Annotated in this window: 15 protein-coding genes and 1 pseudogene; 11 read left to right on the top strand and 5 right to left on the bottom strand. The window is 54.4% G+C overall.

Going from position 1 to position 26,204, the window contains the following annotated elements:
• Positions 1-220 precede the first annotated feature (220 nt).
• Together DYE26_RS16735 and DYE26_RS16730 are read right to left on the bottom strand one after the other, a co-directional pair.
• Positions 221-1,948 carry a cellulase family glycosylhydrolase gene (locus DYE26_RS16735; protein WP_036625612.1) on the bottom strand — a complete coding sequence of 576 codons (1,728 nt, stop codon included), beginning with the start codon at positions 1,946-1,948 and terminating at the stop codon, positions 221-223.
• 166 nt (positions 1,949-2,114) lie between these two features.
• Positions 2,115-2,768, bottom strand: coding sequence for a YitT family protein (locus DYE26_RS16730; RefSeq protein WP_240534179.1), 654 nt, complete (start codon positions 2,766-2,768; stop codon positions 2,115-2,117).
• 208 nt (positions 2,769-2,976) lie between these two features.
• Here DYE26_RS16730 and DYE26_RS16725 point away from each other — a divergent pair, with 208 nt between their 5' ends.
• The 6 genes and pseudogenes from DYE26_RS16725 to DYE26_RS16700 all read left to right on the top strand — a co-directional run bounded on the left by DYE26_RS16725 (position 2,977) and on the right by DYE26_RS16700 (position 11,981).
• The gene (locus tag DYE26_RS16725) at positions 2,977-4,263 is read left to right on the top strand and encodes a sensor histidine kinase (protein WP_036628733.1); all 1,287 of its coding nucleotides are present in this window, start codon (positions 2,977-2,979) and stop codon (positions 4,261-4,263) included.
• A 296-nt stretch (positions 4,264-4,559) separates the two neighbouring features.
• Positions 4,560-5,765, top strand: a complete 1,206-nt coding sequence (locus tag DYE26_RS16720; protein ID WP_036625610.1) for a PstS family phosphate ABC transporter substrate-binding protein — start codon at positions 4,560-4,562, stop codon at positions 5,763-5,765.
• Positions 5,766-5,850: 85 nt separating this feature from the next.
• The gene (gene htpG / locus DYE26_RS16715; protein ID WP_036625609.1) at positions 5,851-7,731 is read left to right on the top strand and encodes a molecular chaperone HtpG; all 1,881 of its coding nucleotides are present in this window, start codon (positions 5,851-5,853) and stop codon (positions 7,729-7,731) included.
• Between the two features lie 110 nt (positions 7,732-7,841).
• Positions 7,842-9,314, top strand: a complete 1,473-nt coding sequence (locus DYE26_RS16710; protein ID WP_036625607.1) for an aminotransferase-like domain-containing protein — start codon at positions 7,842-7,844, stop codon at positions 9,312-9,314.
• Between the two features lie 295 nt (positions 9,315-9,609).
• A pseudogene (locus DYE26_RS16705) lies at positions 9,610-10,542 on the top strand (D-alanine--D-alanine ligase); the annotation flags it as partial.
• A 254-nt stretch (positions 10,543-10,796) separates the two neighbouring features.
• Positions 10,797-11,981: a pyridoxal phosphate-dependent aminotransferase gene (locus tag DYE26_RS16700; RefSeq protein WP_371861050.1), complete on the top strand. Its 1,185-nt coding sequence runs from the start codon at positions 10,797-10,799 to the stop codon at positions 11,979-11,981.
• 1,038 nt (positions 11,982-13,019) lie between these two features.
• Here DYE26_RS16700 and ald read toward each other — a convergent pair.
• Together ald and DYE26_RS16690 are read right to left on the bottom strand one after the other, a co-directional pair.
• Positions 13,020-14,153: an alanine dehydrogenase gene (gene ald, locus DYE26_RS16695; RefSeq protein ID WP_036625604.1), complete on the bottom strand. Its 1,134-nt coding sequence runs from the start codon at positions 14,151-14,153 to the stop codon at positions 13,020-13,022.
• 172 nt (positions 14,154-14,325) lie between these two features.
• Positions 14,326-15,570: a PucR family transcriptional regulator gene (locus DYE26_RS16690; RefSeq protein WP_051985677.1), complete on the bottom strand. Its 1,245-nt coding sequence runs from the start codon at positions 15,568-15,570 to the stop codon at positions 14,326-14,328.
• A 107-nt stretch (positions 15,571-15,677) separates the two neighbouring features.
• Here DYE26_RS16690 and alr point away from each other — a divergent pair, with 107 nt between their 5' ends.
• Complete coding sequence (gene alr / locus DYE26_RS16685; protein ID WP_036625602.1) at positions 15,678-16,829, top strand: alanine racemase; 1,152 nt, start codon at positions 15,678-15,680, stop codon at positions 16,827-16,829.
• Positions 16,830-17,090: 261 nt separating this feature from the next.
• Here the strand turns inward: alr and DYE26_RS16680 are convergent, their stop codons facing one another.
• A complete protein-coding gene (locus DYE26_RS16680) occupies positions 17,091-18,023 on the bottom strand; it encodes an ArsR/SmtB family transcription factor (RefSeq protein WP_036625601.1) in 933 nt (310 codons plus the stop codon).
• 176 nt (positions 18,024-18,199) lie between these two features.
• On the opposite strand from DYE26_RS16680, the gene DYE26_RS16675 reads away from it, so the two are divergent.
• From DYE26_RS16675 to DYE26_RS16660, 4 genes are all read left to right on the top strand, one after another.
• Complete coding sequence (locus DYE26_RS16675; protein ID WP_240534178.1) at positions 18,200-20,959, top strand: glycoside hydrolase family 2 protein; 2,760 nt, start codon at positions 18,200-18,202, stop codon at positions 20,957-20,959.
• 495 nt (positions 20,960-21,454) lie between these two features.
• Positions 21,455-21,838: a BlaI/MecI/CopY family transcriptional regulator gene (locus DYE26_RS16670; RefSeq protein WP_063836327.1), complete on the top strand. Its 384-nt coding sequence runs from the start codon at positions 21,455-21,457 to the stop codon at positions 21,836-21,838.
• Positions 21,835-24,261 carry a M56 family metallopeptidase gene (locus DYE26_RS16665; protein ID WP_036625598.1) on the top strand — a complete coding sequence of 809 codons (2,427 nt, stop codon included), beginning with the start codon at positions 21,835-21,837 and terminating at the stop codon, positions 24,259-24,261. Before DYE26_RS16670 ends, DYE26_RS16665 begins: the two co-directional genes overlap by 4 nt.
• 136 nt (positions 24,262-24,397) lie before the next feature.
• Positions 24,398-25,582 carry an acyltransferase family protein gene (locus DYE26_RS16660; protein ID WP_036628730.1) on the top strand — a complete coding sequence of 395 codons (1,185 nt, stop codon included), beginning with the start codon at positions 24,398-24,400 and terminating at the stop codon, positions 25,580-25,582.
• Positions 25,583-26,204 lie beyond the last annotated feature (622 nt).

Raw genomic sequence — 26,204 nt, 5'->3', positions numbered from 1 at the left:
TCGCGTTAAATTTTGCACTTCGCGTGAAATTCGCGGAATTTGATCATCCACAATTGCGTCGGGAATTCAGAACTATAGGAGCTTTCATGGACTTTCCGGATTTATGGGACTCGCTAACTTGCGGTAACTTATTTTGCCCCCCCTCAAGTCTCCCTTACCCGCCATTCACGCTCGTTTCCGTCACTCCACGCTACTCCCCGTCACTCCACGCTTGCTCCCGTTACTTCGCGCTCGTCCCCGTCACGCTCGTGCCGCTCTTGACGACTTTGTACGCCACGATTTCGCCGCTCCAGAAATGGAACTTCAGCGTCACCTCGCCGTCGTTCACTTCGCGCCAAAATTCCGGCTGCAGCTTGATGACGCCTGTTTCATAGTCGGGCACAAACGTATAGCCGAATTCCTTGAAAGAGGTCCAGTTTTGCGGACCGGCATTGCTGCCGTCGGCGTAAACCGCCTCCATCGTCGCCAGAAGATTGCCGTTAAACGCGGCCGGGACCGCAAACGCTCCGGTCGTTCCTGACGCGCCGCTCAGTACCGGCGTATCGTACACATACACTTTCAGCCGCCAATCCGGGCCGTAGCTGAAGCGGGCGGACAAAACCGCGTTCAGCCCCGGAGTCCCGCCGTCCGTCAGGCGGTCGAGCAGGCCGGATTTCAGCGTCAGTTCCTGGCCGCTTACCTCGTAATCCATCCCCTTTTTTAACTTTTGACTGTCCGCAAACAAAGCGGTGAGCTGGTTTCCGTTCAGATTAAGCGGGATTTTGGCGTCCTGAATTTTCCCGCCTTTTCTTAAGTACACCAGATCGGTTTCCGCCGTGGCGGGACGTTTTTTCCAGCTTGCTTTCATCATTTGGAACAACTCGTCATCGGACCATTTATACGTGAGCCGGTTGAAATGCTGGCCGTTGTCCCACAGCATATGGGTGATCCCTTTCTGCTGGACATCATGGGTCAAAGCTTCGAAAAACTTCAATTTTTCGCCTTGCTCGATCACATCGGTGCCCTTGTCGAAGCCCAGCAGCCCGTACTCCCCAAGAATGACGGGAATGCCTTTGGCGACCAGGGTGTTGTGGACGTTGTCGAACGTCGTGACGATATCCTGCTGCGCATCCTTTTCGAACTTGTAGTACCCGGCGACATTCACGCTGAACGGCCAGAAGCCGTAATAATGAACGGTCGCGATCAGGTTCGGATCGTTTAACGTTTGAATCGTTTTGTACAGCTCATCCAAATCGTCCTGCGCCGGAGAAGATTCCCTCGTCGGCAGCACCAGCGGGCGCGTAGCGTTCAAGCCGCCGGAATCCCTGACGATCCGGTGAAAAGATACAAGCAGCTCCTTAAGCATCTCGTATTGCTTGGCCCGGTCGGTCGTTCCGCCGTCGGTAAAACGGGGCTCATTGATGCCTTCGAACATCAGCTTGGCGGAATGATTTTTGAAGCGCTCCGCGACCTGCGTCCACACCGCTTCGTAGCGGGCCAGCACTTCATCGTGGTTTTTCTCCATGTGGCTAATCCACATCCAGGAATCGTGATGGACGTTGATCATGACGTACAGCTTGGCCTCAAGCGCCCAATTCACCACTTCCTCCACCCGATCCAGATAGGCCGGTTCAATCGCATAGTCCGGCGCCTTCCCGATATGGCTGTCCCAGGTAACCGGAATCCGGATGCTTTTGTAGCCTTGCGCGGCGATCTGCTGAATCAGCTCGCGGGTGATGCGGGGGTTGCCCCAGGACGTTTCGTCGGAACCCGTGGAATCCAGGGTGTTGCCCAGGTTCCATCCCGGCTGCATGGCTTCGACGTAGGCCTGCATGCTCTTTTTGGCTGAGCTCTGCGCCTTGCTTTCCGGCACATCTTCGGCTGCGGACACCACCGTGGAAAACAGGGTGATCAACAGGGCGGCGGCCATCGTGAGCGCCAAACCGGATTTCAATTTCTTTTTTCGCATAGTAATATCGGAACCTCCTTTAAGTTTGAAATACGATGAACGCGAATACACCGTATCCGGTAATTTGAAAGCGCTTTCTAATTATTAAATTACCACACAAACCGAACTGGAAAATACCCTAAAAATTGGATGTAAAATCATATAATAATATTACATGTACTTCGGATTATTTTTTGCGCCAGGCCAAATGGAAAAACGCTCTTCCCAACAAAGAGGGACGGTGCAGCCACTTGATGACGCGTGTCGATATCCACTGGCATACAAGGGCTTGGATAATAATCTTCCAATCGATCACGATCGCAGTCAGCGAAAAAATGAGAACGTTTATGATAAACAAAGAGGTCCCGGGATTGATTCTCCGCGATTTCGCGATGGCCAGCGCAACAAAACCGATTCCTCCGTTCGTCACCCGCTCCCTGAACAGGATGGTAATTCCGGTGCCCAAAACGACGGAGCCAACCAGCAGATCGATCCACAGATTGCCGAAAGACGTTTTGACATAGACTTCAAAAAAATTGACGGAAACCGAGGTTATCGTGATAACCATAATCGTCCCGAATGCGCTGACCCGTCCCAGGTAATGCACCGCAAACAAAAGGAAGGAGATGTTAACCAGCCACAATCCGATGCTCACCGGCAGATGAAACCAGTAATTCAGCAGCATCGCAAGGCCTGCGCCGCTGCCGGAGGGAATGGAGTGCGGAAACAAAAAAACGCCCATGGCGCAGCCCTGGATCAGGGAGCCCGCGATGATGTGGGATATTTTATTCCACAGGCGGCGTAGGAGAAAAGCCCGGTAAGCTTGGCGATTGCGGTTCACGGGAATCATCCTTTTGCAGGTAATGGAGTTGCAGGCTAGTCCTGCTTATACAACCTATGCATCGGGACAATCGGCCATGCCTTCTTTCGAACCAAGAAACTTGAGAGAACCCTTCGAAGGAAAGAGGATTTACCGGAGGGATATGGAATAATTTAGGGTGAATCCGGGTGGGCCGACCATGTCTTTTGACGAAGGGTGAATGCGCATGATGTTGTATGTTAAGGAAATAATCCTCCAGCTCTTTTTTGCCCATATGCCTTTAGTCATGTTTAACTTGTTTTATCGCGACCGCACGCAAAATTATTCGCCGAAATTCATCATTGCCACGAGCATGATTTGCCTTTTCTTATCGATGACCTTTGGGATCAGCACCGTTCCCGGATATACTTACGACATTAGATATATCATCATATTTTTCGGCTTGATTTTCGGCGGGCTGCAGATCGGTTTGATCCTGCTGGCGGAATTTATATTGTACCGCTTATATCTCGGGGGTGACGGTACGTTCATTGCGCTGCTCATCACGCTGGTTACCTTCCCGGTTTCGCTCGTCCTGTACCGGATTTACCAGCGGACCAGCCGCAAGCTGCCCGTCATTATAGCGGCAGGTTTGTTTTTTTCGGCGATTCCCATCGCTATGGTGTATTTGTACAACCCGCAGTCGGTTTTGAACCATTTGTTTTTTCATCTCTTCGTCATCCCTGCGCAAAATTCGATCGGCTGCTGGCTGCTGATTACGTTTTTCAAAAAAGCGGTCGCCGACAAGGAGTTGTATATCAACTACGCGCAGCAGCAGCGGGTACGGGCGATTAGCCATGTCGCGGCCTCGCTGGTTCACGAGGTGCGCAATCCGTTAACGGCGGTCAAAGGCTTCTTGACCTTGATCAAGGAAGGCGCGGCGGACCGGGAAAAGACAGCCCGTTATATCGACATTTGCATGAGCGAAATCGGACGTACGGAATACATATTGTCGGAGTATCTTGCGATCTCGAAGCCGATTGCCGATAGAGAGATGCCTACCAACCTGCAGGAGCTGCTGGAAATTACAAGGGATGTCATGAATCCGTTCGCCAATATGCACAATGTGGAGATGGAAATCGAGTATCCCGCGGATACGGAGCCTTTATGGATCATGGCCAATCCCGATAAAATGAAGCAGGTGCTCGTCAATTTCATCAAAAACGCGGTGGAGGCCTGCGCCGAAGCGCCCCTGCGGCAGGGCAAAGTCATCCTCAAGCTGCAGACGGCTGCGGAGAAGGTGGTCCTGTCCATCAAGGATAACGGCATCGGGATGACGGAGGAGCAGACCCGGCGCCTGGGCTCCGTTTATTTCTCGACCAAATCGGGCGGCACCGGGCTCGGGCTGACGTTTTCGTACCAAGCGATCTTGTCGTTGGGCGGAACGGTATCGGTAAGCAGCGAGCCGGGCGAAGGCACGGAATTTACGATCAGCCTGCCGCTGTATGCGATGCGGGATTTGGAGGCTGCACAATAAGGGGCTTTTAGAGGTAGTTCAAAAAGTCATCTTTTGATCACGAAGCAGGTCAGGAAGCGGATTCGACGTCGAATCTTGAATTCAGCCGGGCCTAAGCATATGCTTCCGAAGTATGTTTCCTGCGGAAACATTTCAGGTGCTCACGTACCCAAAACGTACGCTCCGCTCCTGACGTCCCTAGCTTCATCCGACCTACAGCGTTTTGAAAAAACGCACATCGGAAGCATACGCTTCGGTGCTGAAAACCTGACTTTTTGAACTCGTACTATTATGTTTAATAAAGGGGAGGCAACATAATGAAACAAAGCGGGAGGATTTTGCTGAAAGTTCTAGGCTGTTTGGCAGCGGCGTTCGTCATTTTGTTTGCGGGCGCGGTGACGGCGTTCATAACCGCATTTATGGGGGGACAGAAATTTTACGCGCCGCTCGCGCTGGCGGTGGCCGGGATTCTTGTTTTGTTTGTGATTGCCCGCACGTTTCTGCCCGGGCGCGCGCGTACGGTCAATTACGTGCTGCTGGGCTGTTTTGCGGCATGCGGAGTGGCCGTGGCGGCGTACGAAATCAACCAGGCTTACCACAACAGCTTTGCCGTTGTCAGCGATCAGGACGTGGACCTGGAGCAGTACCGGCCTTTTCAAAATAACGGGGAAGTCGCAGTGTTGGCGAAGCCTTCGTCGCTGACGCTGCTTGATGATCTGCCGAGGATGGACGGGGCCACCGCGCTTTACCCGCTATATTCGGCTTTTGCGCAGGCGGTGTACCCCCGCAAGGAATACGACCTTTACGACAGCGAAGTGATGGCGAATACGACGCCGGGAGCCTACAAAAATTTGCTGGATGGGCGGGCCGACGTCATTTTTGCCGCTGCTCCTTCCAGCCTCCAGCTGGCGCAGGCGAAAAGACAGGGGCTTGAGCTGAAGCTGACGCCGATCGGGCGCGAGGCTTTCGTGTTTTTCGTCCATGCGGACAACCCGGTGCAGGGACTGTCCGCACAGCAGATCCAGGCCATTTACGCCGGGGAGATTACCGACTGGAGCGAGGTCGGCGGCAGAAGCGGCAAAATCCGCGCTTTCCAGCGGCCGGAGGGCAGCGGCAGCCAAACGATGCTGCAGAGGCTGATGGAAGGAAAAGAGCTGATGGCGCCCCCGCAAAAAGATGTGGTATCGGGGATGGGCGGGATTATCGCGCAAACGGCCGATTACCGCAACTACCCGAACGCCCTCGGGTACTCCTTTTTGTTCTTTGCGACGGAAATGGCGCACAACGGGCAAATCCGGCTGCTGGAGATCGATGGAGTGAAGCCGGACAAAACGACGATCCAAAGCGGGGAATACCCGCTGGCCGCGGAGTTTTACGCGGTGACGGCAGGCAGCGACAATCCGAACGTAAGCCGGCTGATCGCGTGGATTTTATCCCCGCAAGGCCAAGCCTTGGTCGAGCAAACGGGGTACACGCCGATCGCGGCGGCATCCGATATTGACACGGAAAATGAGGATCGATAATATAAAAATAGGAATTAGCACTCTGGTGGTTGGAGTGCTAATATTTTGAGATCAGGCTGTTTCAACGAAAGGAGACCTGTTTTTCATGGCCAAAAAACAATTCCAGGCAGAGTCCAAACGCTTGCTGGAGATGATGATCAACTCCATCTACACGCAGAAGGAGATTTTCCTGCGGGAGCTGATTTCCAACGCCAGCGACGCCATCGATAAAATTTATTACCGGGCGCTGACGGATGACAAGCTGGTGTTCAACAAGGACGACTATTTTATTAAAGTGAAGCCGGACAAGGCTTCCCGCACCCTGACGATCACCGACACGGGGATCGGCATGACCAAAGACGAGTTGGAAAACAACCTCGGCGTCATCGCCAAAAGCGGCTCGTACGCGTTCAAGAACGAAAACGAAATCAAGGACGGGCACAACATTATCGGCCAGTTCGGGGTCGGCTTTTATTCGGCGTTTATGGTGGCGGACGTGGTCACCGTAATCAGCCGGGCGCTGGGCAGTGATGAGGCTTATAAGTGGGAGTCCCAGGGGGCGGACGGTTATACTGTTGAGCCGTGCGAAAAGGATACGGTCGGTACGGAAATTATTTTGAAAATCAAAGCGAACACCGAGGACGAGCAATACGACGAATACCTCGAAGAATACCGCCTGAAATCGATCATCAAGAAATATTCGGACTTTATCCGCTATCCGATCAAGATGGACATTACGGGCAGCCGGCCGAAGAAAGGCAGCGAAGGCGAATTCGAGGAGTACACGGAAGAGCAAACCGTCAACAGCATGGTGCCGATCTGGCGCAAGAACAAATCCGAACTGACGGACGAAGATTACGAAAACTTTTATATGGAGAAACGTTACGGGTTCGACAAGCCGGTATCGCATATCCATATTAAAGCGGACGGGGCGGTCGTGTATAACGCGATTTTGTACATTCCGGAAAAAACACCCTTCGACTACTACACCAAGGAGTACGAAAAAGGCCTGGAGCTGTATTCCAACGGCGTGCTGATCATGAACAAATGCGCCGATCTGCTGCCGGACTATTTCAGCTTCGTCAAAGGGATGGTCGACTCGGAGGACCTGTCGCTGAACATTTCGCGGGAACTGCTGCAGCATGACCGGCAGCTGAAAATGATTGCGAAAAACATCCAAAGCAAGATCAAAAGCCAACTGCAAAGCCTGCTCAAGGACGAACGCGAGAAATACGAGAAGTTCTACGAGTCGTTTGGCCGTCAGTTGAAATTTGGCGTATACAACGATTACGGCATGAACAAGGAGGTGCTGCAGGATCTGCTGCTGTTCACCTCCTCCAAAGAAAAGAAGCTCGTTACGCTGGACGAATACGTGTCGCGGATGCCGGAGGATCAGAAGTATATCTATTACGCCGCCGGCGAATCGGTGGAACGGCTGGAGAAGCTGCCGCAAACCGAACTGGTGTTGGACAAAGGCTACGAAATCCTGTATTTTACCGACGATATCGACGAATTTGCGATCAAAATGATCATGAGCTACAAGGACAAAGAGTTCAAATCGGTATCGAGCGGCGACCTGGGGATCGAAGCCGACGCCGCCGAAGAGAAAGCGGAAGCGGACGACAACAAAGAGCTGTTTGCCGCGATGAAAGAGCTGCTCGCGGGCAAAGTGAAGGAAGTTAAAGCTTCAAAACGGCTGAAATCGCATCCGGTGTGCCTGTCGACGGAGGGCGAATTGTCCATTGAAATGGAAAAGGTGCTCAGCGCCATGCCGGGCGCAAACGGACAAAATGTCAAAGCCGACAAGGTGCTGGAAATCAACGTCGGCCACGATGTGTTCAAGTCGCTGAAAAAGGCGTACGAAAGCGACAAAGAGAAGCTCGGCCTGTACACGAACCTGCTGTACAATCAGGCGCTGCTGATCGAAGGCTTGCCGATCGCCGATCCGGTCGAATTCACGAACGATATTTGCAAAGTGATGGTGTAAGAACGGCCAATTGGATAGGAAAGGAACCACCTCCCGAACAAAATCGCGGGACGGTGGTTCTTTTATTTTTCGGATAAGGATGTCATCATGAGGTTGGGGGCGATGAACCGATGTTTAACGAGTTGAAGCTGACCGCGGACCGTCCGGTCTACGTTCAGGTGAAGGATTATATCAAAGGGCTGATTGCCAAAGGAGCGCTGCAGCCGGATCAGCGCCTGCCGTCGACGCGGGAGCTGGCGGGGCTGCTTGCGGTCAGCCGCAACAGCGTCATCTCCGCCTATGAAGCCCTGGAGGAAGAAGGCTACATCTACGCTGTGTCGGGCCAGGGCAGTTTCGTGGCCCCGGATGCCGCCGCTTTGGCTTCGGCCGCGGATACCGTGCCGCCGTGGAAGGTGGACTGGTTGGAACGCTTGAACGGCGGGGCGCGGCTGGCGGTGGAGCTCGATCATATGAAACGCCGAAAACGCGGCATCCGGGCGGAGAAAGGAACGATTTCGTTCACCAGCATTGCCCCTGATGAGAAGCTGTTTGATTTGGATCATGTGAAGCGCGCTTTTTTGGACCGGATGGCGATTGAAGGCAACGTGCTGCTTAATTACGGTTATGCCAAGGGTTATAAGCCGCTGATCGACGTTTTGCTGCAGTATATGGAGCGTAAGGGCGTCGGCCTGGCGGGTAAAGATATGCTGATCACCAGCGGTTTTACCGAGGGGCTCGACATCGTGTTGTCCTCGATCGGCGGGAAGCCTGGGGGAGCGGTGATATGCGAAAATCCGACGCACCATACGGCGATCAAAAATTTGCGGATGCACGGCTTCGAGATTACGGGCATTCCGATGGAGCAGGACGGGATGGACCTGAAGGGCTTGGAAAAAGCTTTGGCGCAGCGGCCCTACGATTGCGCTTATTTGGTCCCTTCTTACCATAATCCGACCGGGATCGTCACTTCGGCGGAGAAAAGGCTGGCCATGCTGGAGATGTTCGCGCGATACCGGGTGCCGGTGATCGAAGACGGCTTCAACGAGGAGCTGCGTTATTCCGGCTCGCATGTGGCGCCGCTGATCGCCATGGCGGGTCAAGGGAACAGCGTGGTGTACCTGGGCAGCTTCTCCAAGGTGCTGTTCCCGGGGATGCGCGTCGGCTGGGTGCTGGCGGACCGGGAGCTGGTCGATGTGCTGGAAAGCGTGAAGCGGGCGCGCAGCATCCATACCTCGACCCTGGACCAGTCGGTGCTTTATCAGTATTTGCAAAACGGCCATCTGGATAAATATTTGAAAAAAGCGCGGGCGGAATATAAACGGAAATACGAATGGACGAAGGCATGCTGCGAGCGGTTTATCCCGTACTCCCGGCTCTCCGGCAGCGGCGGGCTGCACCTGTTCGTCGAATTCGCGGAAGGGTTTGACGTGTGGGAGCTGCTTGAGGCGTGTTCCCGTCAAGGCGTGATTTTTACGCCCGGGGATATGTTTTATGCCGACGGCGGGGGCAGGAATACGATGCGGATCGGCTTCTCGCGGGTGAGCGATGAAGATATCGGGAAGGGCATCCGCATCATCGGGGAAACCGCGGCCGGAATGATGTAGCCAGCGACAGGTGCGCGGCGGGTACACGGGCAAGCGCGCGGGGGGTACACGGGCAAGTGCGCGTGGGTACACGGCAAGTGCGCGGGGGTACACGGCAAGTGCGCGGCGGGTACACGGCAAGTGCGCGGCGGGTACACGGCAAATGCGCGAAGGGACACGGCAGGTGCATCGTAGGAACATTTCGCACGGCTGCCCTGTCACGTAAAATCAATAGTTCGACTTAAGTTCGACTTATAGAGTTGCGAAGCGGCGCCGGATGGCGTGAAATCAACGAGGGTTAAAGGAGCGATGAGGGATGAGGGTAGGCGTTATTATGGGCGGCGTCTCCTCGGAACGTGAAGTTTCACGGATGACCGGCAAGGAAATGGCGGTTCATTTGGACCGCCGTAAATATGAGGTGCTGCCGATCGAGATTTCCCGCCGGGAAGAGTTGATCGATAAAGTGAGGGAGATTGATTTTGCGCTTCTCGCTTTGCATGGTGCTTTTGGCGAGGACGGGACGGTGCAGGGCGTGTTGGAGACGCTGGGCATTCCTTACTCCGGCAGCGGCGTTTTGGCCAGCAGCCTGTGTATGGATAAGGATTTGTCGAAGCGGCTGCTGCGGGCCGAAGGGATCGCTACGCCGGATTGGGTCTGCCTTGAGCGCTCGTCATGGAGCGAAGCGTCGGCTGCGTCCGGCGGCAGCCGTGGGAACGGGAGTCCGGATTCGGCTCTGGCCTATCCCTTATTCGTAAAACCCAACGGCGGCGGCTCCAGCATCGGGGTGCGGCGGGTTGATGATGAAGGAGAGCTGCGCGCCGCGCTTGAGGAGGCTTTTCGCTGGGATCGGTCGGTGGTGGTGGAATCCATGGTTCACGGCCAGGAGATCACCTGCTCCGTTTTAGGGGGAGAGCTGCTGCCGATTTTAGGAATCCGGGCGAATGGAGCGGCATGGTTCGATTATCGCGCTAAATACAGTGTGGGCGGGGCGGAGGAGCAGCCGATCGTTTTGCCTTCCGAGGTGGAGGCGCGCGTGCGTGATATGGCGCTCGCCTGTTATCGGATGCTGAAGTGCGGCGTTTATGCGCGAATCGACATGATCCTGAAGGACGGCGTGCCGTATGTGCTGGAAGTGAACACTTTGCCGGGGATGACGGCAACCAGCCTGCTGCCCAAAAGCGCGTTGGCAGCCGGGATAACCTATGCGGAACTGCTGGACCGCATCATCGGGCTGTCGCTGCTGGAACGAAGAGGCGGGGCGGCGTCGTTTTTGGCGGAACCCCCCATACAGGCGGCACCAGCTACGAAAGAAGCGGTAAGGCAAGCGATACCAACGTTGGAAGAAGTGGTAAAGAAGGCGGCACCAGCGTTGAAAAAAGCGGTAAGGCAGGCGATACCAGCTTCGGAAGAAGCGGAAAAGCAGGCGATACCAGCGTTGAAAGAAGCAAGTTGGCCAAAGCCGTTCCCCGAGGACGGAAAAATTCGGTTGGAGGTGCTGTCATGATGTCCCGGGATTGGATCGCCCCGCAGGTACGGCAGGTGCCGCCGTCCGGCATCCGGAAATATTTTGATTTGAGCGGGGAAAGGGCCGATACGATTCGGCTTGGCGTAGGAGAACCTGATTTCACCGTGCCGGAGCCGGTGCGTGAAGCTTGCGTTCGGGCGTTGAACGAAGGGCGGACGGGGTATACGGCGAACAGCGGTATGGCGGAGTTGAGAGAAGCGCTTGCCGGTTATTTGAAGGAGAGCTTTGGCTTGGGATACGAACCGGAAAGCGAAATAATGATAACCGTGGGCAGCAGCGAAGCCGTTGATCTGGCGCTTCGGGCCTGCACGGTCCCCGGGGATGAAATTCTTATTCCGGCCCCGGGCTATGTAGCTTATCCGTCAATCGCGCAATTTTGCGGCGGAAACGTGGTCGAGGTGGAAACGATGGCCGCGCAGAGGTTTAAACTGACTGCAGCCGCTTTAGCCAAGCGGATCACGCCTCGTTCCAAAGTATTGATCGTCAATTTCCCGGGAAATCCGACAGGTGCCATCATGACGGAAGAGGATTGGCGTCCGGTGGCGGAGCTGGCGATCAAACACGACCTGATCGTCATCTCGGACGAAGTCTACGCCGAATTGACTTACGGCCGGAAGCACTTCAGCATCGCTTCGCTGCCCGGGATGAAGGAACGCACGGTGGTGGTCAGCGGTTTTTCCAAAGCGTTTGCCATGACGGGCTGGCGTGTCGGTTACGTTGCTTGCGGCAACCGTGACCTGATGGCCGGCATGCTCAAAATCCACCAGTATACGGCGATGTGTGCGCCGACGCTCGGCCAGGTAGCCGCGCTCGCCTCGCTGCGCCACGGCCTCGAGGCGAAGGAGCGGATGAAGGAAACGTTCGACCGGCGCCGGCGCAGCTTCGTCCAAGGGCTGCGGGAGCTCGGCCTCCCTTGCCATGAGCCGCGGGGCGCCTTCTACGCGTTTCCTTCCATCGTGCACACGGGACTCGGCTCCGCTGAGTTCGCCGAGCTGCTGCTCCGGGAAGCGGGCGTTGCCGCCGTCCCCGGCCATGTGTTTGGCGCGGGCGGCGAAGGGCATATCCGCTTCTCCTACGCGGCGGGAACGCAAAGCCTGTACATGGCGCTGGAGCGGATGGAGCCCCTGATGCGCCGTCTAGGCATTGGCGCCGGCGTGATCTGATCGCTGCGGGGCGGCAAGGCAACCACTCCGCCAAGCGTGTGGCAGAGCGGGCAGTGCGATTAGTCCGTCGAGCGTGCAGCAAAGTAGACCACCACTTCATCAGGCTGTGGTAGAGGGATCACTCCCTCAAACGTGTAGCAAAGTAGATTACTCCATCGAACGTGTGGCAGTGCGATTCCCCCAACAAGCGTGTAGCAGAGTGATTACCCGTTGAGCGAATGGCAAAGTAGATTACTCCATCGAACGTGTGGTAAAGCGATCACCCGATCAAGTGCGCCCGCTTCTCGCTTCAGGTCGCTATGGTTGAAGAACTAGTTGAAAAACAACATACCGCTACCTATCCGGAAATGCTGCCACGTTGTCCGATTAAGTGCAAATTTGTGCAATTAGTCCGCTTGTTTTCGAAGGAAAGGCAAAAAGAGGAGGGTAGCAGTAAATTTACGGGCCCGGTTTAGAAATTAGTTTAGAAATTAGTTTAGAAATCGGTGCTTGATAGTCGGCTACCGACACGACCGGCTGTCAGCCATCAAAATAGCGGCACTTTATGTACTTATTATCCGGTGCTCTGGCATGTTCGTTCCATTAGCGGAATTTTATGTACTTATTTTTCCTGTGAATGGTCCAGAACGGGCACATTTCCTTGCGATGGGGGAAAATAGCGACACAAATTGCCTCTATTTCCCTCAAATGAACTAATATCGTCGGAATAGCGACATTTTTTGCCGTTATTTTTGGGGTCAACCTAGAAATCTGTGCTTGATAGAGCTAGAGTAACCTCGCAGCGGGGCTCCAACGCCCCACGGCGGAAGCCCCGCGCGTCACCGCTCGAGACTCCAACGCCCCACGGCGGAAGTCCCGCGCGTCACCGCGCGAGACTCCAACGCCCCACGGCGGAAGTCCCGCGCGTCACCGCGCGAGACTCCAACGCCCCACGGCGGAAGTCCCGCACGTCACCGCTCGAGACTCCAGCACCCAAGGGCGGAAGCCCCGTACGTCACCGCGTGAGGCTCCAGCACCCAAGGGCGGAAGCCCCGTACGTCACCGCGCGAGGCTTCCGCTTAACTCCAGCGCTTGCTCCACAGGCACGTAGTCATAGTGCAGGTCCCTCGCCACGGAGTCGTAGGTGATCGCGCCGCCCGCCACGTTCACGCCGCGGCGCAGCGCGGGGCGGTCGTTAAGCGCGGCGTGGAGCCCCTTGGAGGCGAGCTCCAGCGCGTAGGGCAGGGTGGCGTTGGTCAGAGCGTACGTCGATGTCCGCGGCACGGCGCCGGGCATGTTGGCGACGGCGTAGTGAACGACGCCATGCTTGACGTAGGTCGGATCGGAGTGCGTCGTGATCCGGTCGACCGTCTCGAAGATGCCGCCCTGGTCGATGGCCACGTCGACGATCACCGATCCCGGGCGCATCGCCTTGACCATATTTTCCCGCACCAGCTTTGGCGCCTTCGCGCCCGGAATCAGCACCGCGCCGATCACCAGGTCCGATTCTTCCACGGCCTCGGCGATATGCTGCGGGTTGGACATCAACGTTTGCAGGCGGGCGCCGAAAATATCGTCCAACTGGCGGAGCCGTTCGGGGTTCACATCGATGATCGTCACCTCAGCGCCAAGTCCGACGGCGATTTTGGCCGCGTTCGTCCCGACGACGCCACCGCCGATGATCGTTACTTTGCCGCGCTTCACGCCGGGAACTCCGCCGAGCAAGATTCCTTTGCCGCCGTAAGGCTTCTCCAGAAACTGCGCCCCGATCTGCACGGCCATCCGACCGGCAACTTCGCTCATCGGCGTCAGCAGCGGCAGCGTTTTGTTCACCTCGACGGTTTCGTAGGCGATGGCGGTTACCCCTTTGTCACGAAGCGCCGCCGTCAGTTCGGGCTCAGGCGCCAAATGCAAATAAGTGAACAGGATCAGACCCTTACGGAAATAAGCGTATTCCGAAGGTTGCGGCTCCTTCACTTTAATGACCAGCTCCGCCGACCAGGCATCGGCGGCTTGCCCGACCAGCCGGGCTCCCGCGGCGGTGTATTCGGCGTCCGTAAAGCCGCTGCCGGCGCCGGCGTTTTTTTCAATAAACACTTGATGGCCTGCGCTAACGAGCGAATACGCGCCCGAAGGCGTCAACGCCACCCGGTTTTCGTTGTTTTTGATTTCTTTGGGGACCCCGATGATCATCTTGTCTTCCTCCTCGTCAGTTCGTCACTTTAGTTAACACAAACATGCCGGTTTGTCATAAGTTGTTCCCTTAACGGCATAGCTGTAAACTAATCTGACACCAGTATAGGACAGGTGAAATTCTTTGTGTTTATGGAGATCCAACAAAAAAAGGGGCCGGATTTGTGCAATTTCACAAATCGCGGCCGCCGCCGAATTTCTCCGTTTTGAAGTCCAGGTAGAGCGTCACTTTTTGCTCCATATCGGTCAAGTCGATGCCTCCGATCTCGCCGATTCGTTTCAGTCTGTAATTTAACGTATTGGCGTGAACGTGCAGCGCGTCCGCGGCGGCTTTGACATTGCTGTCATAGGCTAGAAATACCTCGAGCGTATGAACCAGCTCGCCGTGATGCTCCCGGTCATAAGCGCGCAGCCTGGCCAGGCTTTCGTTTTCGAAGCTGTGCTTGCCGGCTTCTTCCCAGATCAGCGGCAAGTAGCGGTAAAAACCCAGATCGGAATAATAATGGAGGCGGGACGTTTCCTCCGGCAAACGCCGCTTCACTTGAAGCAGCAGCAGCGCTTCCCGGTAGCTCGTCTCCAGTCTTCCGTATTCTTCGTAAAGATTTCCGCTGGCCAGTCCGGCATAACGCGCTCCGAACCGGGCCCGCAAATTTCCGTCGGCGAGCTCGAGCTGGCGGCCGATCGCGGCTTTGGTTTTGTGCACGGTGGGAGCGGACAGCAGGATCAGTTGGTTTTTATCGCTTACGCAAAGTACGATGCGGCAATGGGCCGCGAACGAAGCGAAGCTTTCGAGGGCTTGCTGCTGTTGCCGTTCTTCGATGGTATGGGTAAATTCCAGGACGGCAATGTAAAAAAGAGCCGGCAGGACGATGCCGATGCTTTGGGCTTTCTCGCGAATATGGGCCTCGGTCCGGATATGTCCGGTCAGCAGCTGCCAGAAAAAATCTTTGTGCGCCGCTTCTTCCTTGTGCCGCTGCAGGGGCCATTGCACCAGCTTGTTCCGTGCGGCGGACGCCGCGGCCTCCAGCAAGGACATCTCTTCATCGGTGAAAGGCTTGCCCGCCTGAAGCACCCAGATGAAGCCAATCACCGCGGCGTTGGAGCGGATGGCGACCGCCACCCGCTCGCTGAGCCCGACGTCGGGAATGGCGGCGATGCGCACCGGTTTATTGCTTTCCAGCAAACAGCGGATGACGCCGCCATGCCAAAGGCTGCTGATGACCTGATCGGGCACGCGCCGCCCGACGATGGTCGCCAGCCTGGCGGGGTCCGTATCCGGGGCATGCGAGCTATACGCGACCAGCCGGTGATTCGCGTCCTCGATCGTCACGGGACGGCCAAGCGTCTCGCCGATCGTTTCGGCCAGCATCTCCAGATTGTCGGCGTAAAAGTCAAATAAAGTTGGTTCTCGGCCCATAGGCATCACCTTCGTGTTTCCCAGATTAGCGGATTATTGCGTATTTCAAATTTCTAATTGCGGAATATTATATGATTCCAAATCCCAAAACGGAAAGAGGCCATTCCATGATATCGGTAAAAGAAAACACAAATACCGTCGGTTATCGCGATACTTGGGCGGAAGTTTCCCTGGCGGCCGTCGCCCATAACACGAAGCTGTTCCGCCGGCAGGCGGCTGAAAGCTGCCGGGTCATGGCCGTGGTCAAGGCGAACGGTTACGGACATGGGGCCGTGCAAACCGCGCAAGCCGCAATCGCGGCAGGCGCTGAGTATTTGGGCGTGGCGCTGGTGGATGAGGCGTTGCAATTAAGAGCGGCGGGCATCCGGGAGCCGGTTCTCGTGCTGGGGTACACGCCGCCTCATGCCGTCGAAACCGCGATCCGGCATGATATTACGATGACCGTGTATACGAAGGAAGTGCTGGACGAAATTATGGACAGCGCCCAGCGGCAGCAGCGGCGGGCCTGTATTCATCTCAAGCTGGAGACGGGGATGACCCGCATCGGGCTAACCTCGATCGAGGCGGCCGTTGATTTGGCCCGCCAAGCGCAGTCTTGCCCCTGGATCACGCTCGAGGGACTGTTTACCCATTTCGCCGATGCGGACGGACCGGATGCCCATTTTACCGAGCGGCAATTTGAGCGGTTCCGCCGCTGCATCGAGGCGCTGGACGCCGCCGGCGTGCCGGTTCCGCTCAAGCATTGCTGCAACAGCGCCGCCGCCATGCGTTTTCCGCATATGCATCTCGACATGATCCGGGTCGGCATCGCTCTTTACGGCTTGTATCCCGCACAGCGGCTGCGCACCTCGGCTTACCCGCTGCGTCAGGCGATGCAGCTTAAAACGAAAATAACCGCCATCCAGCCGATCGAGCCGGGCCGGACCGTCAGTTACGGCCGCACTTATCAAGCTCCTGCGAACCGCGTGGTCGCCACCGTGCCGGTCGGATACGCGGACGGATTGTCGCGCGCGCTTTCCAACCGGGGATCGGCGCTGGTTCGCGGGAAGCGAGTCCCGATCATCGGGCGCGTGTGCATGGACCAGACGATGCTCGACATCACTGCGGTGGGCGGCGCGCAAATCGGCGATGTCGTAACCCTGTTCGGCGGTGAAGGGGAGACGTTTATCGCCATCGACGAAGTGGCCGGACTGATGGATACAATCAATTATGAAGTCGTGTGCCTGATCGGGCAAAGAGTTCCCCGCATTTACGGATAACTGTTTTGTATGTGAGAAAAAGTGCCATTTCACTCACATGATAATTGAAAAATCCAGTTTAGTAAAGGGATTATTAGTTTGATTTATCCGAAAAAGATGATTTTCCGCACTTTAAATAGTCATTCATATTGAAAAAAGTATGCATCCAATTAAAGTATGTTACATTTTGTTACGTATATATCCCCGGCCGCGAACAAAAAGCAAGCAGCCCGCCCTGAAAAATGAAGGGGTGCGGCTGCTTGCTTTTTAATTGACGTATGATTAATTGCTGCTGCGTTTAAACGATAACACGATATCCTGCGGATAATCGCCGAAGCCCATGCCGAACAAATTAAGGCCCCGCTTGTTCACGGCATCCTCCCGGACTTCGAAGCGGACGCGGATCGGCTTGTTGAAGGCAAGATCAAGCGCGCCAAGCGTGGTGGCGGAGGCCAGGGCGCTGCCTACAAAGCTGCCGCTCCGGGTAACGCGCCATTCGATAAGCTGGCCGTATTCGGTGCCGCCTTTCCATTTTTCGGGCGTCAGTTTGCCCTTGCGGTCGCCGAAATCGGCGGGGCTCGTCCAGGTTCCGGCCGGGTGGCCGTTGATGCTTACGCTGATGTCCGACGGCCAGGCATCCCGGAACCCCGGGGCTTCCGAGCAGACTTCAGCCCGCACGCTTAATTCTTCAAGCTCCACGCCCGGCGGCAGCGGGTTGGCGAAATAATACTCCACGTATCCCGACTCGGCGAACCACAGCAGCGCCGCATCCGTCCGTTCCGGCATATAAAATACCCGCGGATCGTCCTGGGAGCCGATCAAACTGCCGTCGCGCCCGACCATGCCGCAAGGGGGCTGCACCGAACTGAGCGAATACATGCCGATCGGCATATGGATCTCCTCAATGTGATGCAGGCCTTCGCCCGGCTGGGTCGGCAGCTCCAGCAGGATGGAGCGGCAGGTGACCGAGCAGATTTTTTCCCGGTTCGCGCCTTGCGCCGATACGATCAGGCCGGCTTGCTCCAGCGTCTGCACGTTGATGGAAATCGTCGGCTGGGCGACGCCCAGCGCTTCGGCCAACTGATTGATGCTCATCGGCTGTTTGCCGAGCGCCTCCAATATCCGCAGACGCACGTCGCCGGACAGCGCTTTGGCCACATCGAGAATCCGCGAAGCGGGGTAATGGATCGTTTCTTGGCGGTGGGGATCGCTCATCAACAAAAAATCCTTTCTGCATAAGGATGAAACCTGTGTCCAGTGTACTATAAAAGATGTATATTGTAAATTTATAATGTACATTGCAATTAAGTAATACACATGCTATGATGTGGGCAAATGGAATCATCCATATAAGTTGGACTAATAGCGATTTTAGGAGAGAGGTGTGGCTAATGACGATGTTTAATCAAGCGATGACCGCGGATGCAGCTGCAATTCCCCGTCCGGAATTTCCCCGGCCCGATTGGGAGCGGAAAGACTGGTTCAATCTGAATGGGGCGTGGGCGTTTCGTTTTGATCCAAGCGACGAGGGGATCGGCCAGTCTTGGCAAAACGAGGGAGTGCCGGCTTTTCGCGAGCAAATCCAGGTTCCTTTTTCCTGGTCGAGCCCTTTGTCCGGCATCGGCGTCAATGAGCCCGGGATCGGCTGGTACCGGCGGACTGTGGCTTGGCAGCCGGAGTTTGGGCCGGCGCGGATTTTTTTGCGGTTTGGGGCGGTGGATTACCGCTGCGATGTTTGGGTCAATGGCGTTCATGCCGGATCGCATCGGGGCGGGTATGGCGCATTCGAATTCGAAGTGACGGACACGTGGAAAAAGGATAAAGAAAACACGATCGTCGTGCGCGTGGAGGACCGGGACGAAGATTACCAGGCCCGCGGCAAACAAGGGTACGGGGAAATCCGCGGCATTTGGCAGCCCGTTTGGCTGGAGGCGCGCCCGGAAAGCTTTGTCCGGGAAGCCAGGTTCCGGACGTTCATGGACGGACGGATCGAAGTGGAGTGTTTCATTATCTCCGGCGGGGTTACCGAAGCGGAATTGTCCTTCCAATTTGCGCAAGGCGCGGTGAACCACAAGGAGCAGGTCCGGCTGACGGCCGGCGAAAATACGGTCCGCACCTCGTTTACGGTGGCAAATCCCCGTTTGTGGAGCCCGGAAACCCCTTTTTTGTATGAAGGGGAGATCGTTTTGTCCGGTTCGTTTGGCCGCGACCGCGTCAGCACTTATTTCGGAATCCGCGAAATCGCCACCGCCCGGTTTGGGGACCGCGATTACCGCTGGATCACGCTGAACGGAAAACCGGTTTATTTGAACGGCACGCTCGACCAGTCTTATCACAAAACCGGCTATTTTACGTATCCGAGCGACGAGGAAATGAGAAACGAGATTTACCTTATGAAAAGGCTCGGGCTGAACTTCGTGCGGATTCATATCAAACCCGAGGAGCCGCGCAAGCTGTATTGGGCCGACAAGCTGGGGATTCTCGTGATGGAGGATATGCCCTGCTTCTGGGGCGCGCCGGATGAGCGGGCGCGAACTGCCTACGAAAGCGAAGCCCGTGAAGTGCTCGCCCGGGATTACAATCATCCCGCGATTTTTTCCTGGGTGATGTTCAATGAGACGTGGGGGCTGAAATCGGGGAAAGCGGCCGGCAGTTTGACCGGGGATGAATCGGGCAACATGAATTATTTGCCGGAGACCCAGGAATGGGTGCGGCGGATGTACCGTTGGGCCAAGGAAGCCGACCCGACGCGGCTGGTGGAGGACAATTCGGCCTGCAACTGGGACCACGTCGAAACGGATCTCAATACCTGGCATTTTTATATCAATGGGTATGAACAGGTCCGGCAGCACGTGAGCGATGTGGTCGAAAAAACCTATCCCGGGTCCGAGCTCAACTTTATCGGCGGGAACGTACAGACGGATGCGCCGCTGATGAACAGCGAATGCGGCAACGTTTGGGGCATCGAACACGGTGCGGGCGACAGCGACCTGGCGTGGCATTACCGGTACATGCTGAACGAATTCCGCCGCCATGACAAAATGTGCGGGTTCGTATTTACGGAATTCCGCGACGTGACGAATGAATTCAATGGCTACTACCGGCTCGACGGCACGGACAAAGACTTCGGCTACGGCGATTTTGTGCCCGGCATGACGATTGCCGATCTGCATTCGCCCGACTTTATCGTCATCGACGCGCCTCCGTGCCGAACGGTGGAAGGCGGCGAGCGGGTTGCCGTCGCCCTGCTGCGCTCCAGTTACTCCGACCGTTACCACGGCCGGACGCTGAAGCTGGACTGGGAGCTGTGGTACGACCAGCTTGGCGAGCGCCAAGCGGCCGACCGCGGTGAAGCTTCCATCGAATGGAACGGCTACGGCGTAGCCCCGATTGCGCCGCTGAACCTGACGATGCCAAACCGGGATGCCGTGGCCGTGCTGGCGGTTCGTTTATTGGATGAAGCGGGGGGAGCGATTACCCGGAACTTCATTACGTTTGACGTGCGGAGCGGTGAGGCGGACGGAACATATGACTCCGGCTTCGGCCACATCAGTTTGCCGGTAGGCGGTTTTGCCGGCCAATCGTTTACGCATCATTGGGATGCGATTCAGGGGGCCAAGGTGAGCGGCGCGGGGGCCGGGGCGTTCACTTATGAGGTGAGGCTTCCCGAGCGCGAGCGGCTTGAGTTGATCGGCGACATCGAAATCGTGTTTGAAGCAAGCGCCAAAAGAGTGCTGGCCCGCAACATCGAAGGCGCCAAAGCCCGCGAGACGGGCATCCACTTTATGCATGGCGCCGCCGCCGATGTGGAGTACAATCCGAATACGTACTACATGACGGACGAAGAGCGGCATGAGTCAGAGGTCACTGTGTGCATCGACGGAGAGCCGGCCGGAACCGTTCACTTGCCCGACGATCCGGCGGACAGCCGCGGCGTATTGTCCTGGCACTATCAGCCGGTGGCGAACCGTTTGGATGAAGCGGGATCATACGGTTATTTGTGCAAGGTGAAGGTGCCGGGGCGAATCGCCGCCAAGCTGGACCGCAGCCGCAGCTTCCGCCTGGAGCTTCGGGCGGGCGAAGGCGGGCTGGCGCTGTACGGGCGGAACGCCGGGCGTTATCCGCTGGATATTCTCGTTTGTTATCGTTAAGCGGTTCGGGAGATCGGCCGGGTAATCTGCCGGGTAGCCGGCGAATAATCTAGCGAGTAATGTGGCAGGTAATCCGGCGAGTAATCTGCCGGGTAATCCGGCGGGTAGCTCCCCGAGTAGCCCCTGGTCGGAAATCTAACGGTTGCAGCCGCCGCTATTTTCCGAAAAAAGACCTTTTCCAAACTCTAACGGTTGTAATCGACCCTATTTGCCTGAATTCAGGTAATTGCAGCCGGTTTTCGGCGAAATAAGCGCCATGGCAACCGTTAAAATAGTTTTGTGGTCAGAAGCGCGCATCTTTATAGAGATACAGCGGCAGACGAGACCTTGTTTTTGGGTCTTTTCTGCCGCCGTTTCTTTTTTTTGGGCCTTTCGCTATAAATTGGAGGACGCGCCGTTGGAAAATACACTTCTTGACATATTCCGTTTACAAGTGTAAACTTTGAGTCGACCGATCTATCGATTACATATGTAAACTTTAAATAGGAGGAGTTTATGATGTCGCAAATTCCGCGGATTTCCGAAGCCGAATGGGAAGTGATGAAGGTGTTTTGGCAAAGCTCGCCGGCTTCAGCGAACGATGTAATAGAAGCGCTCAGCGACGACAAAGACTGGAAACCGGCGACCGTCAAAACTTTGATCAACCGGCTGTTGAAGAAGAAGGCACTCGGCTTCCATAAGGAAGGGAAAACTTACCTGTACTCGCCATTGGTGACCGAAGAGGAATGTATTAGGGCGGAGAGCAAGTCGTTTCTGAAAAGGCTGTACGGAGGAGCGCTGAAGCCGATGTTCGTGCAGTTTCTAAAGGAAGAACGGCTTACCGAGGAAGAAATCAAGGAACTCAAACAAATTCTCGATGAAAAGACAGATCGGCAATGACCATGGTATGGAACGCGGTAATGCCCCTGCTGAGGTGGTTGCCCGGCTTTTTGGGCTGGCTGTTTCAAACCTCGGTCATGGTCTCCATTTTGGTCGGATTGGTACTGCTGCTCAAATGGGTACTTAAGGACCGGCTCCCGATCAAATGGCAGTACGCGCTTTGGCTGATTGTCCTCCTTCGGGCCTTGCTTCCGTGGGCACCAGAAAGCTCCATCAGCATGTATAACCTGTTTTCCCTCTCCGAGCCAAGCGGCAGGATCGACGCATTAATTACGCAGGTAGCGGAGCAGCGGCAGCCCAGCCCGGACGCGGCTGAACCGGCGGCGGAGGAGACCTTGCCGAACGGTGTGGCCGAGGTTGGCGGCGAAGCGGCCAAGACGAAGACCGCGGCGGCCCCGGCCGAGCCGGCGGATTCGTCCCGGCAGCCCGCTGGATTAACCCCCAAAGATGGGGCTTACGCAGGTTTGTTCGGATTATGGCTTGCCGGCGTCATCGCTCTGTCCGTTTATTTGTTCCGCATCAACCGCAGGTTTGCCAAGAGCATTGTCTTCGGCTCCAATGGAATGGTAAATCCGGAACTGGAGGAACTGCTGCAGTCCTGCCAACACAAGCTTGGTGTCCGCCGCAAAATTTCACTGCGGATGACGGACCAAGGAAGCGGCCCGGCGCTGCACGGACTAAGGTCGCCCAAAATTTTGCTGCCCGCGACCATCGTAGACCAATTCTCCGCAAATGAGATCAAGTATATATTCCTCCATGAACTGGTTCATCACAAACGGAAGGATATCGCCGTCAACTGGGTGATGACGGCGCTGCTGATCCTGCACTGGTTCAATCCGGTACTGTGGTACGCCTATCGCAAAATGAGGGAAGATCAAGAGTTATCCTGCGATGCGCAGGCCGTCTCTTACATCGGCCCGGATGAAGCGAAGCAGTACGGACATACGGTTATTAAGCTGCTTGAAACGTTATCGGGAAAGCCGTCGAGGCTGCTTGCCGCCGCCTATTTTTCCAAGAACCGCCTGGAAATCAAAAGGAGAATTACGATGATTGCCTTATTTAAGAAAACATCATTTAAGCGAACGGCTTTAGGACTTATTCTTGTTGCGGTTATCGTCGGCATTGCCCTGACCAATGCCAAGGGGAAGGTGGAAGGCCAGTCTTCGCCAATTGTAGTCCCTTCCGAGTATAGCTTTGAGGATTGGTTATGGTATGACGACTACATGACCTCCCAGGAGCTTGGTCTGGTATCCAAACCGGACATTCGGGTAGAGGACAAGGGGTACGCGTTTGAAATCGAAAGCGTAATGGTCGACAACTCGCGTGTGGTGCTTACGGCTAAGCATTTTGGACCGGACGGCCATTTTCTGCAAAGTCCTTTGGAGGATGGCGGTATTTTTATAAAGGATCGAGACGGCAAGGTAGTTGCTACTCTAGCGGGATCGCCGGGTGGAACCCGTCCTAATGTGGAGGAATATATATTCCTGTTTACAGAGACACCGCCGGATCAAATCGTGATTCAAGGCAAGACGGATCATATTTGGGACTGGGCCGATAAAAAAGACGACATCAAACGCGAAAAAATCGAAGTGAATTGGAAATTCGAGTTCACCTTGGATATGACCAAAGCAAAGCGGCTAGGGACAAGTGAGGCGCTGAATGCAAACTATACCACGCCGGCAGGACTGCAAATGGAGATGAAGCAGTTTTTTCGTACCCCGAACGGACTGCGCCTGGATATGGACCTCGATTTGAACGAAAAATTGGCAAAACAGGCCATTCCCGAATGGAGGCAAGATGTTGAGCTTTGGTACCATCTCGAAACGGACGACCCCGAAGCAAAGGCAAAGTACTTTGGCGGTCAAAGCGGTCCTTTTGGCGGCAAAATTGAAGAGGTATACAAAGCTAACGCCAGTACAAGTTGGTCCAGAACATGGCTTACATCAATGGTATCTCTTGAGCTGAAAAACATCCGGTTTGTACTTGATGGGTACAGCCTACCGATTAAAAAAGAAGCTTCGGTAGAGATTGACCTGAACCAGTTGGCCAAGAAGCCCGTCGTATTTGAAGACGAAGGAGACAAGATCACTCTGGAGAAATACGGCTTTGAAACCGACCCTGATACAGAAAAAAGAAACCTTCGCTTAAGCGGAAGCGGAATTTATATAAACCAGCAAAATAGAGACAAGTGGATCGCCATGGATGCGAATGAGACGACGTATTCCGTAATTAGAGAGGGGATTGGAAGAATTAATGAGGATGGGGGAAGCGTCTGGGATGAACTCGACTTCATCGTTAACGATGTTCCGAACGACATTTCCAAGCTGACGTTGAAACGGATCGTCGTGGACAAAGTATTCACCGATGTAAATTGGTCCGTCGATCTGCCGTCATATACGACGCTACCATGGAAAAATAAATAGCTGCTTAAGCCCGGCCATGAACAGGGGCCGGGTTTTATGTACGAAACATTTTCTAAGCTAACGGTTATCACCCGCGCTTATTCGAGCGAACACATGTTATAGTAGTTCTATTCGTGAAAGTAGGGGAATATAAAAAATGAATGAAGAGACATCCGAGAAAAAGCTATTCTATTTGGAAGGCATCAGGGGACTCGCGGCATTTGCCGTGGTTATTTCGCACTACATACAAGTATTTTATCCAGCTGCGTTAAACGGAAGGCCGCAACAAACTCATTTTAAATGGGATATCTGGTACGGACATTCTCCAATTAATTTATTTTATAATGGACAATTTGCCGTTAGTTTGTTTTTTGTGCTAAGCGGTTATGTGCTCAGTGTCAAAATGTTTGAAAAAGAGTTCGATAGCACGACCTTTCAAAAATTGTTGCATTCCAGCGCTATACGAAGGTACATTCGGCTTGCCGTGCCGGCAGCGGTATCCGTATTGCTTGCGTATCTAGCAATTATTACGAAGGCCTTTTATCTCCAAGAAATATGGGGAACTACATGGACGGATATGAAAAAGGACTACTACGCTTTAGATACAAATATATATACCGTTATCAAGGCTGCTATTTTTGATCCATTTTTCCGGTTTGATGCCCATCCTTACAATCCGGTCCTTTGGACAATGGGCTATGAGCTATTAGGTTCTTTTTTAATTTTCGGTTTTCTTGCATTATTCGGACGAGTGAAAAAAAGATGGATGGTGTATGCGGTCTTATCCATTGCTTTGATTCAAACCTATTTTGTCGCTTTTTTGTGGGGAATGCTGCTGGCCGATTTGCTTAAGCACAAATGGGTCCAAAGTAAAATAACGGCAGTACTTGTGCTTTTAATAGGGATTTACTTAGGTTCAGCGCCGTATACTTCATTAATGGGGACTATGTACGAACCAATAGAAGTGTGGACAAAAAATATCAATGCATGGATTCAATTTAACATCGATCCGCGGCTTCTTGCCCGAACCCTAGGTTCTGCTATGATTTTGTTTGCTCTGCTTCGTTTAAAAGTGCTGCAGCATGTGTTTGGATGGAAGCCGTTTGCTTATTTAGGACAGATTTCATTTTCCCTTTACCTCATTCATTTCACTTTCCTAAATACGTTCTCCGCGTTCCTGTTTAGTAAAGTGATTCATTTTTTTAGTTATAATCTTGCTTATGCAATTACGTTTATGGTTTCTATGGTGCCGTTATTTATTTTGTCGCATTATTATATGAAATATATCGATCAAGGGGCATTAAAATTAGCTCGAAAAGTCGAAATAAAGATGACCGCATAATCCCAAAAGCGCGGAGTTGAAATCAACAACTCTGGGCTTTTTTTGTGTAGATTACTATTTTTGTACGACACCACGATCCTGTTGAACGATTCGAGATCAGTGCTCGACAAAATAAATTATAGCGTTAGTGTCTTGGTGTCCCTGCATGCTGCTTTGCACGATTATCCCTCTTGTTCAGGGGGGAGAGGGGGGCTAATCACGGTCCTTTCATTTTTCCCGGTGTCCTTGCCCCATTCCTCCCGTCGGGTCTGCTTTCACTTTTCCTAAACCTCCTTCTCCCAAACCTGTCTAGCGATCTCGAACATGTCTGCTTCTCCCAAACCTATTTTTTCTCCTGAACTTCTCCTCCTCTCTGCTTCCGGATCAAATGGGATAATCGTGCAAAGCGTCCGGACAGCGGATATTGATCTGCCGATATTTCTTGCCACGATCGGTTACCGGCCCTCCCTGTCAAGCAACCGATTATTAGGTTGAGCCGAAAAAATATGACATTAAATCAATTTTCCGAACGTACGCATCAACTGGATGCGCTTAATGAATTAATCAATGTGTTTGCTTCATTTCGCCGTTGGGATTTTTGTTTTTTATTGGCGGCTGATTCCCCTACCCGTCAATAGTTCGT

The sequence above is a fragment of the Paenibacillus macerans genome (genome assembly GCF_900454495.1).
Taxonomy (GTDB): domain Bacteria; phylum Bacillota; class Bacilli; order Paenibacillales; family Paenibacillaceae; genus Fontibacillus; species Fontibacillus macerans.
The sequence above is the reverse complement of the archived record's forward strand: the minus strand, read 5'-3'. Positions and strand labels throughout refer to the sequence as shown.

Coding starts and splice junctions, on each gene's coding strand:
- DYE26_RS16735 (WP_036625612.1), bottom strand. CDS start 1,948: ATGCGAAAAAAGAAATTGAAATCCGGTTTGGCGCTCACGATGGCCGCC.
- DYE26_RS16725 (WP_036628733.1), top strand. CDS start 2,977: ATGTTGTATGTTAAGGAAATAATCCTCCAGCTCTTTTTTGCCCATATG.
- DYE26_RS16720 (WP_036625610.1), top strand. CDS start 4,560: ATGAAACAAAGCGGGAGGATTTTGCTGAAAGTTCTAGGCTGTTTGGCA.
- htpG (WP_036625609.1), top strand. CDS start 5,851: ATGGCCAAAAAACAATTCCAGGCAGAGTCCAAACGCTTGCTGGAGATG.
- DYE26_RS16710 (WP_036625607.1), top strand. CDS start 7,842: ATGTTTAACGAGTTGAAGCTGACCGCGGACCGTCCGGTCTACGTTCAG.
- DYE26_RS16700 (WP_371861050.1), top strand. CDS start 10,797: ATGTCCCGGGATTGGATCGCCCCGCAGGTACGGCAGGTGCCGCCGTCC.
- ald (WP_036625604.1), bottom strand. CDS start 14,153: ATGATCATCGGGGTCCCCAAAGAAATCAAAAACAACGAAAACCGGGTG.
- DYE26_RS16690 (WP_051985677.1), bottom strand. CDS start 15,570: ATGGGCCGAGAACCAACTTTATTTGACTTTTACGCCGACAATCTGGAG.
- alr (WP_036625602.1), top strand. CDS start 15,678: ATGATATCGGTAAAAGAAAACACAAATACCGTCGGTTATCGCGATACT.
- DYE26_RS16680 (WP_036625601.1), bottom strand. CDS start 18,023: ATGAGCGATCCCCACCGCCAAGAAACGATCCATTACCCCGCTTCGCGG.
- DYE26_RS16675 (WP_240534178.1), top strand. CDS start 18,200: ATGACGATGTTTAATCAAGCGATGACCGCGGATGCAGCTGCAATTCCC.
- DYE26_RS16670 (WP_063836327.1), top strand. CDS start 21,455: ATGATGTCGCAAATTCCGCGGATTTCCGAAGCCGAATGGGAAGTGATG.
- DYE26_RS16665 (WP_036625598.1), top strand. CDS start 21,835: ATGACCATGGTATGGAACGCGGTAATGCCCCTGCTGAGGTGGTTGCCC.
- DYE26_RS16660 (WP_036628730.1), top strand. CDS start 24,398: ATGAATGAAGAGACATCCGAGAAAAAGCTATTCTATTTGGAAGGCATC.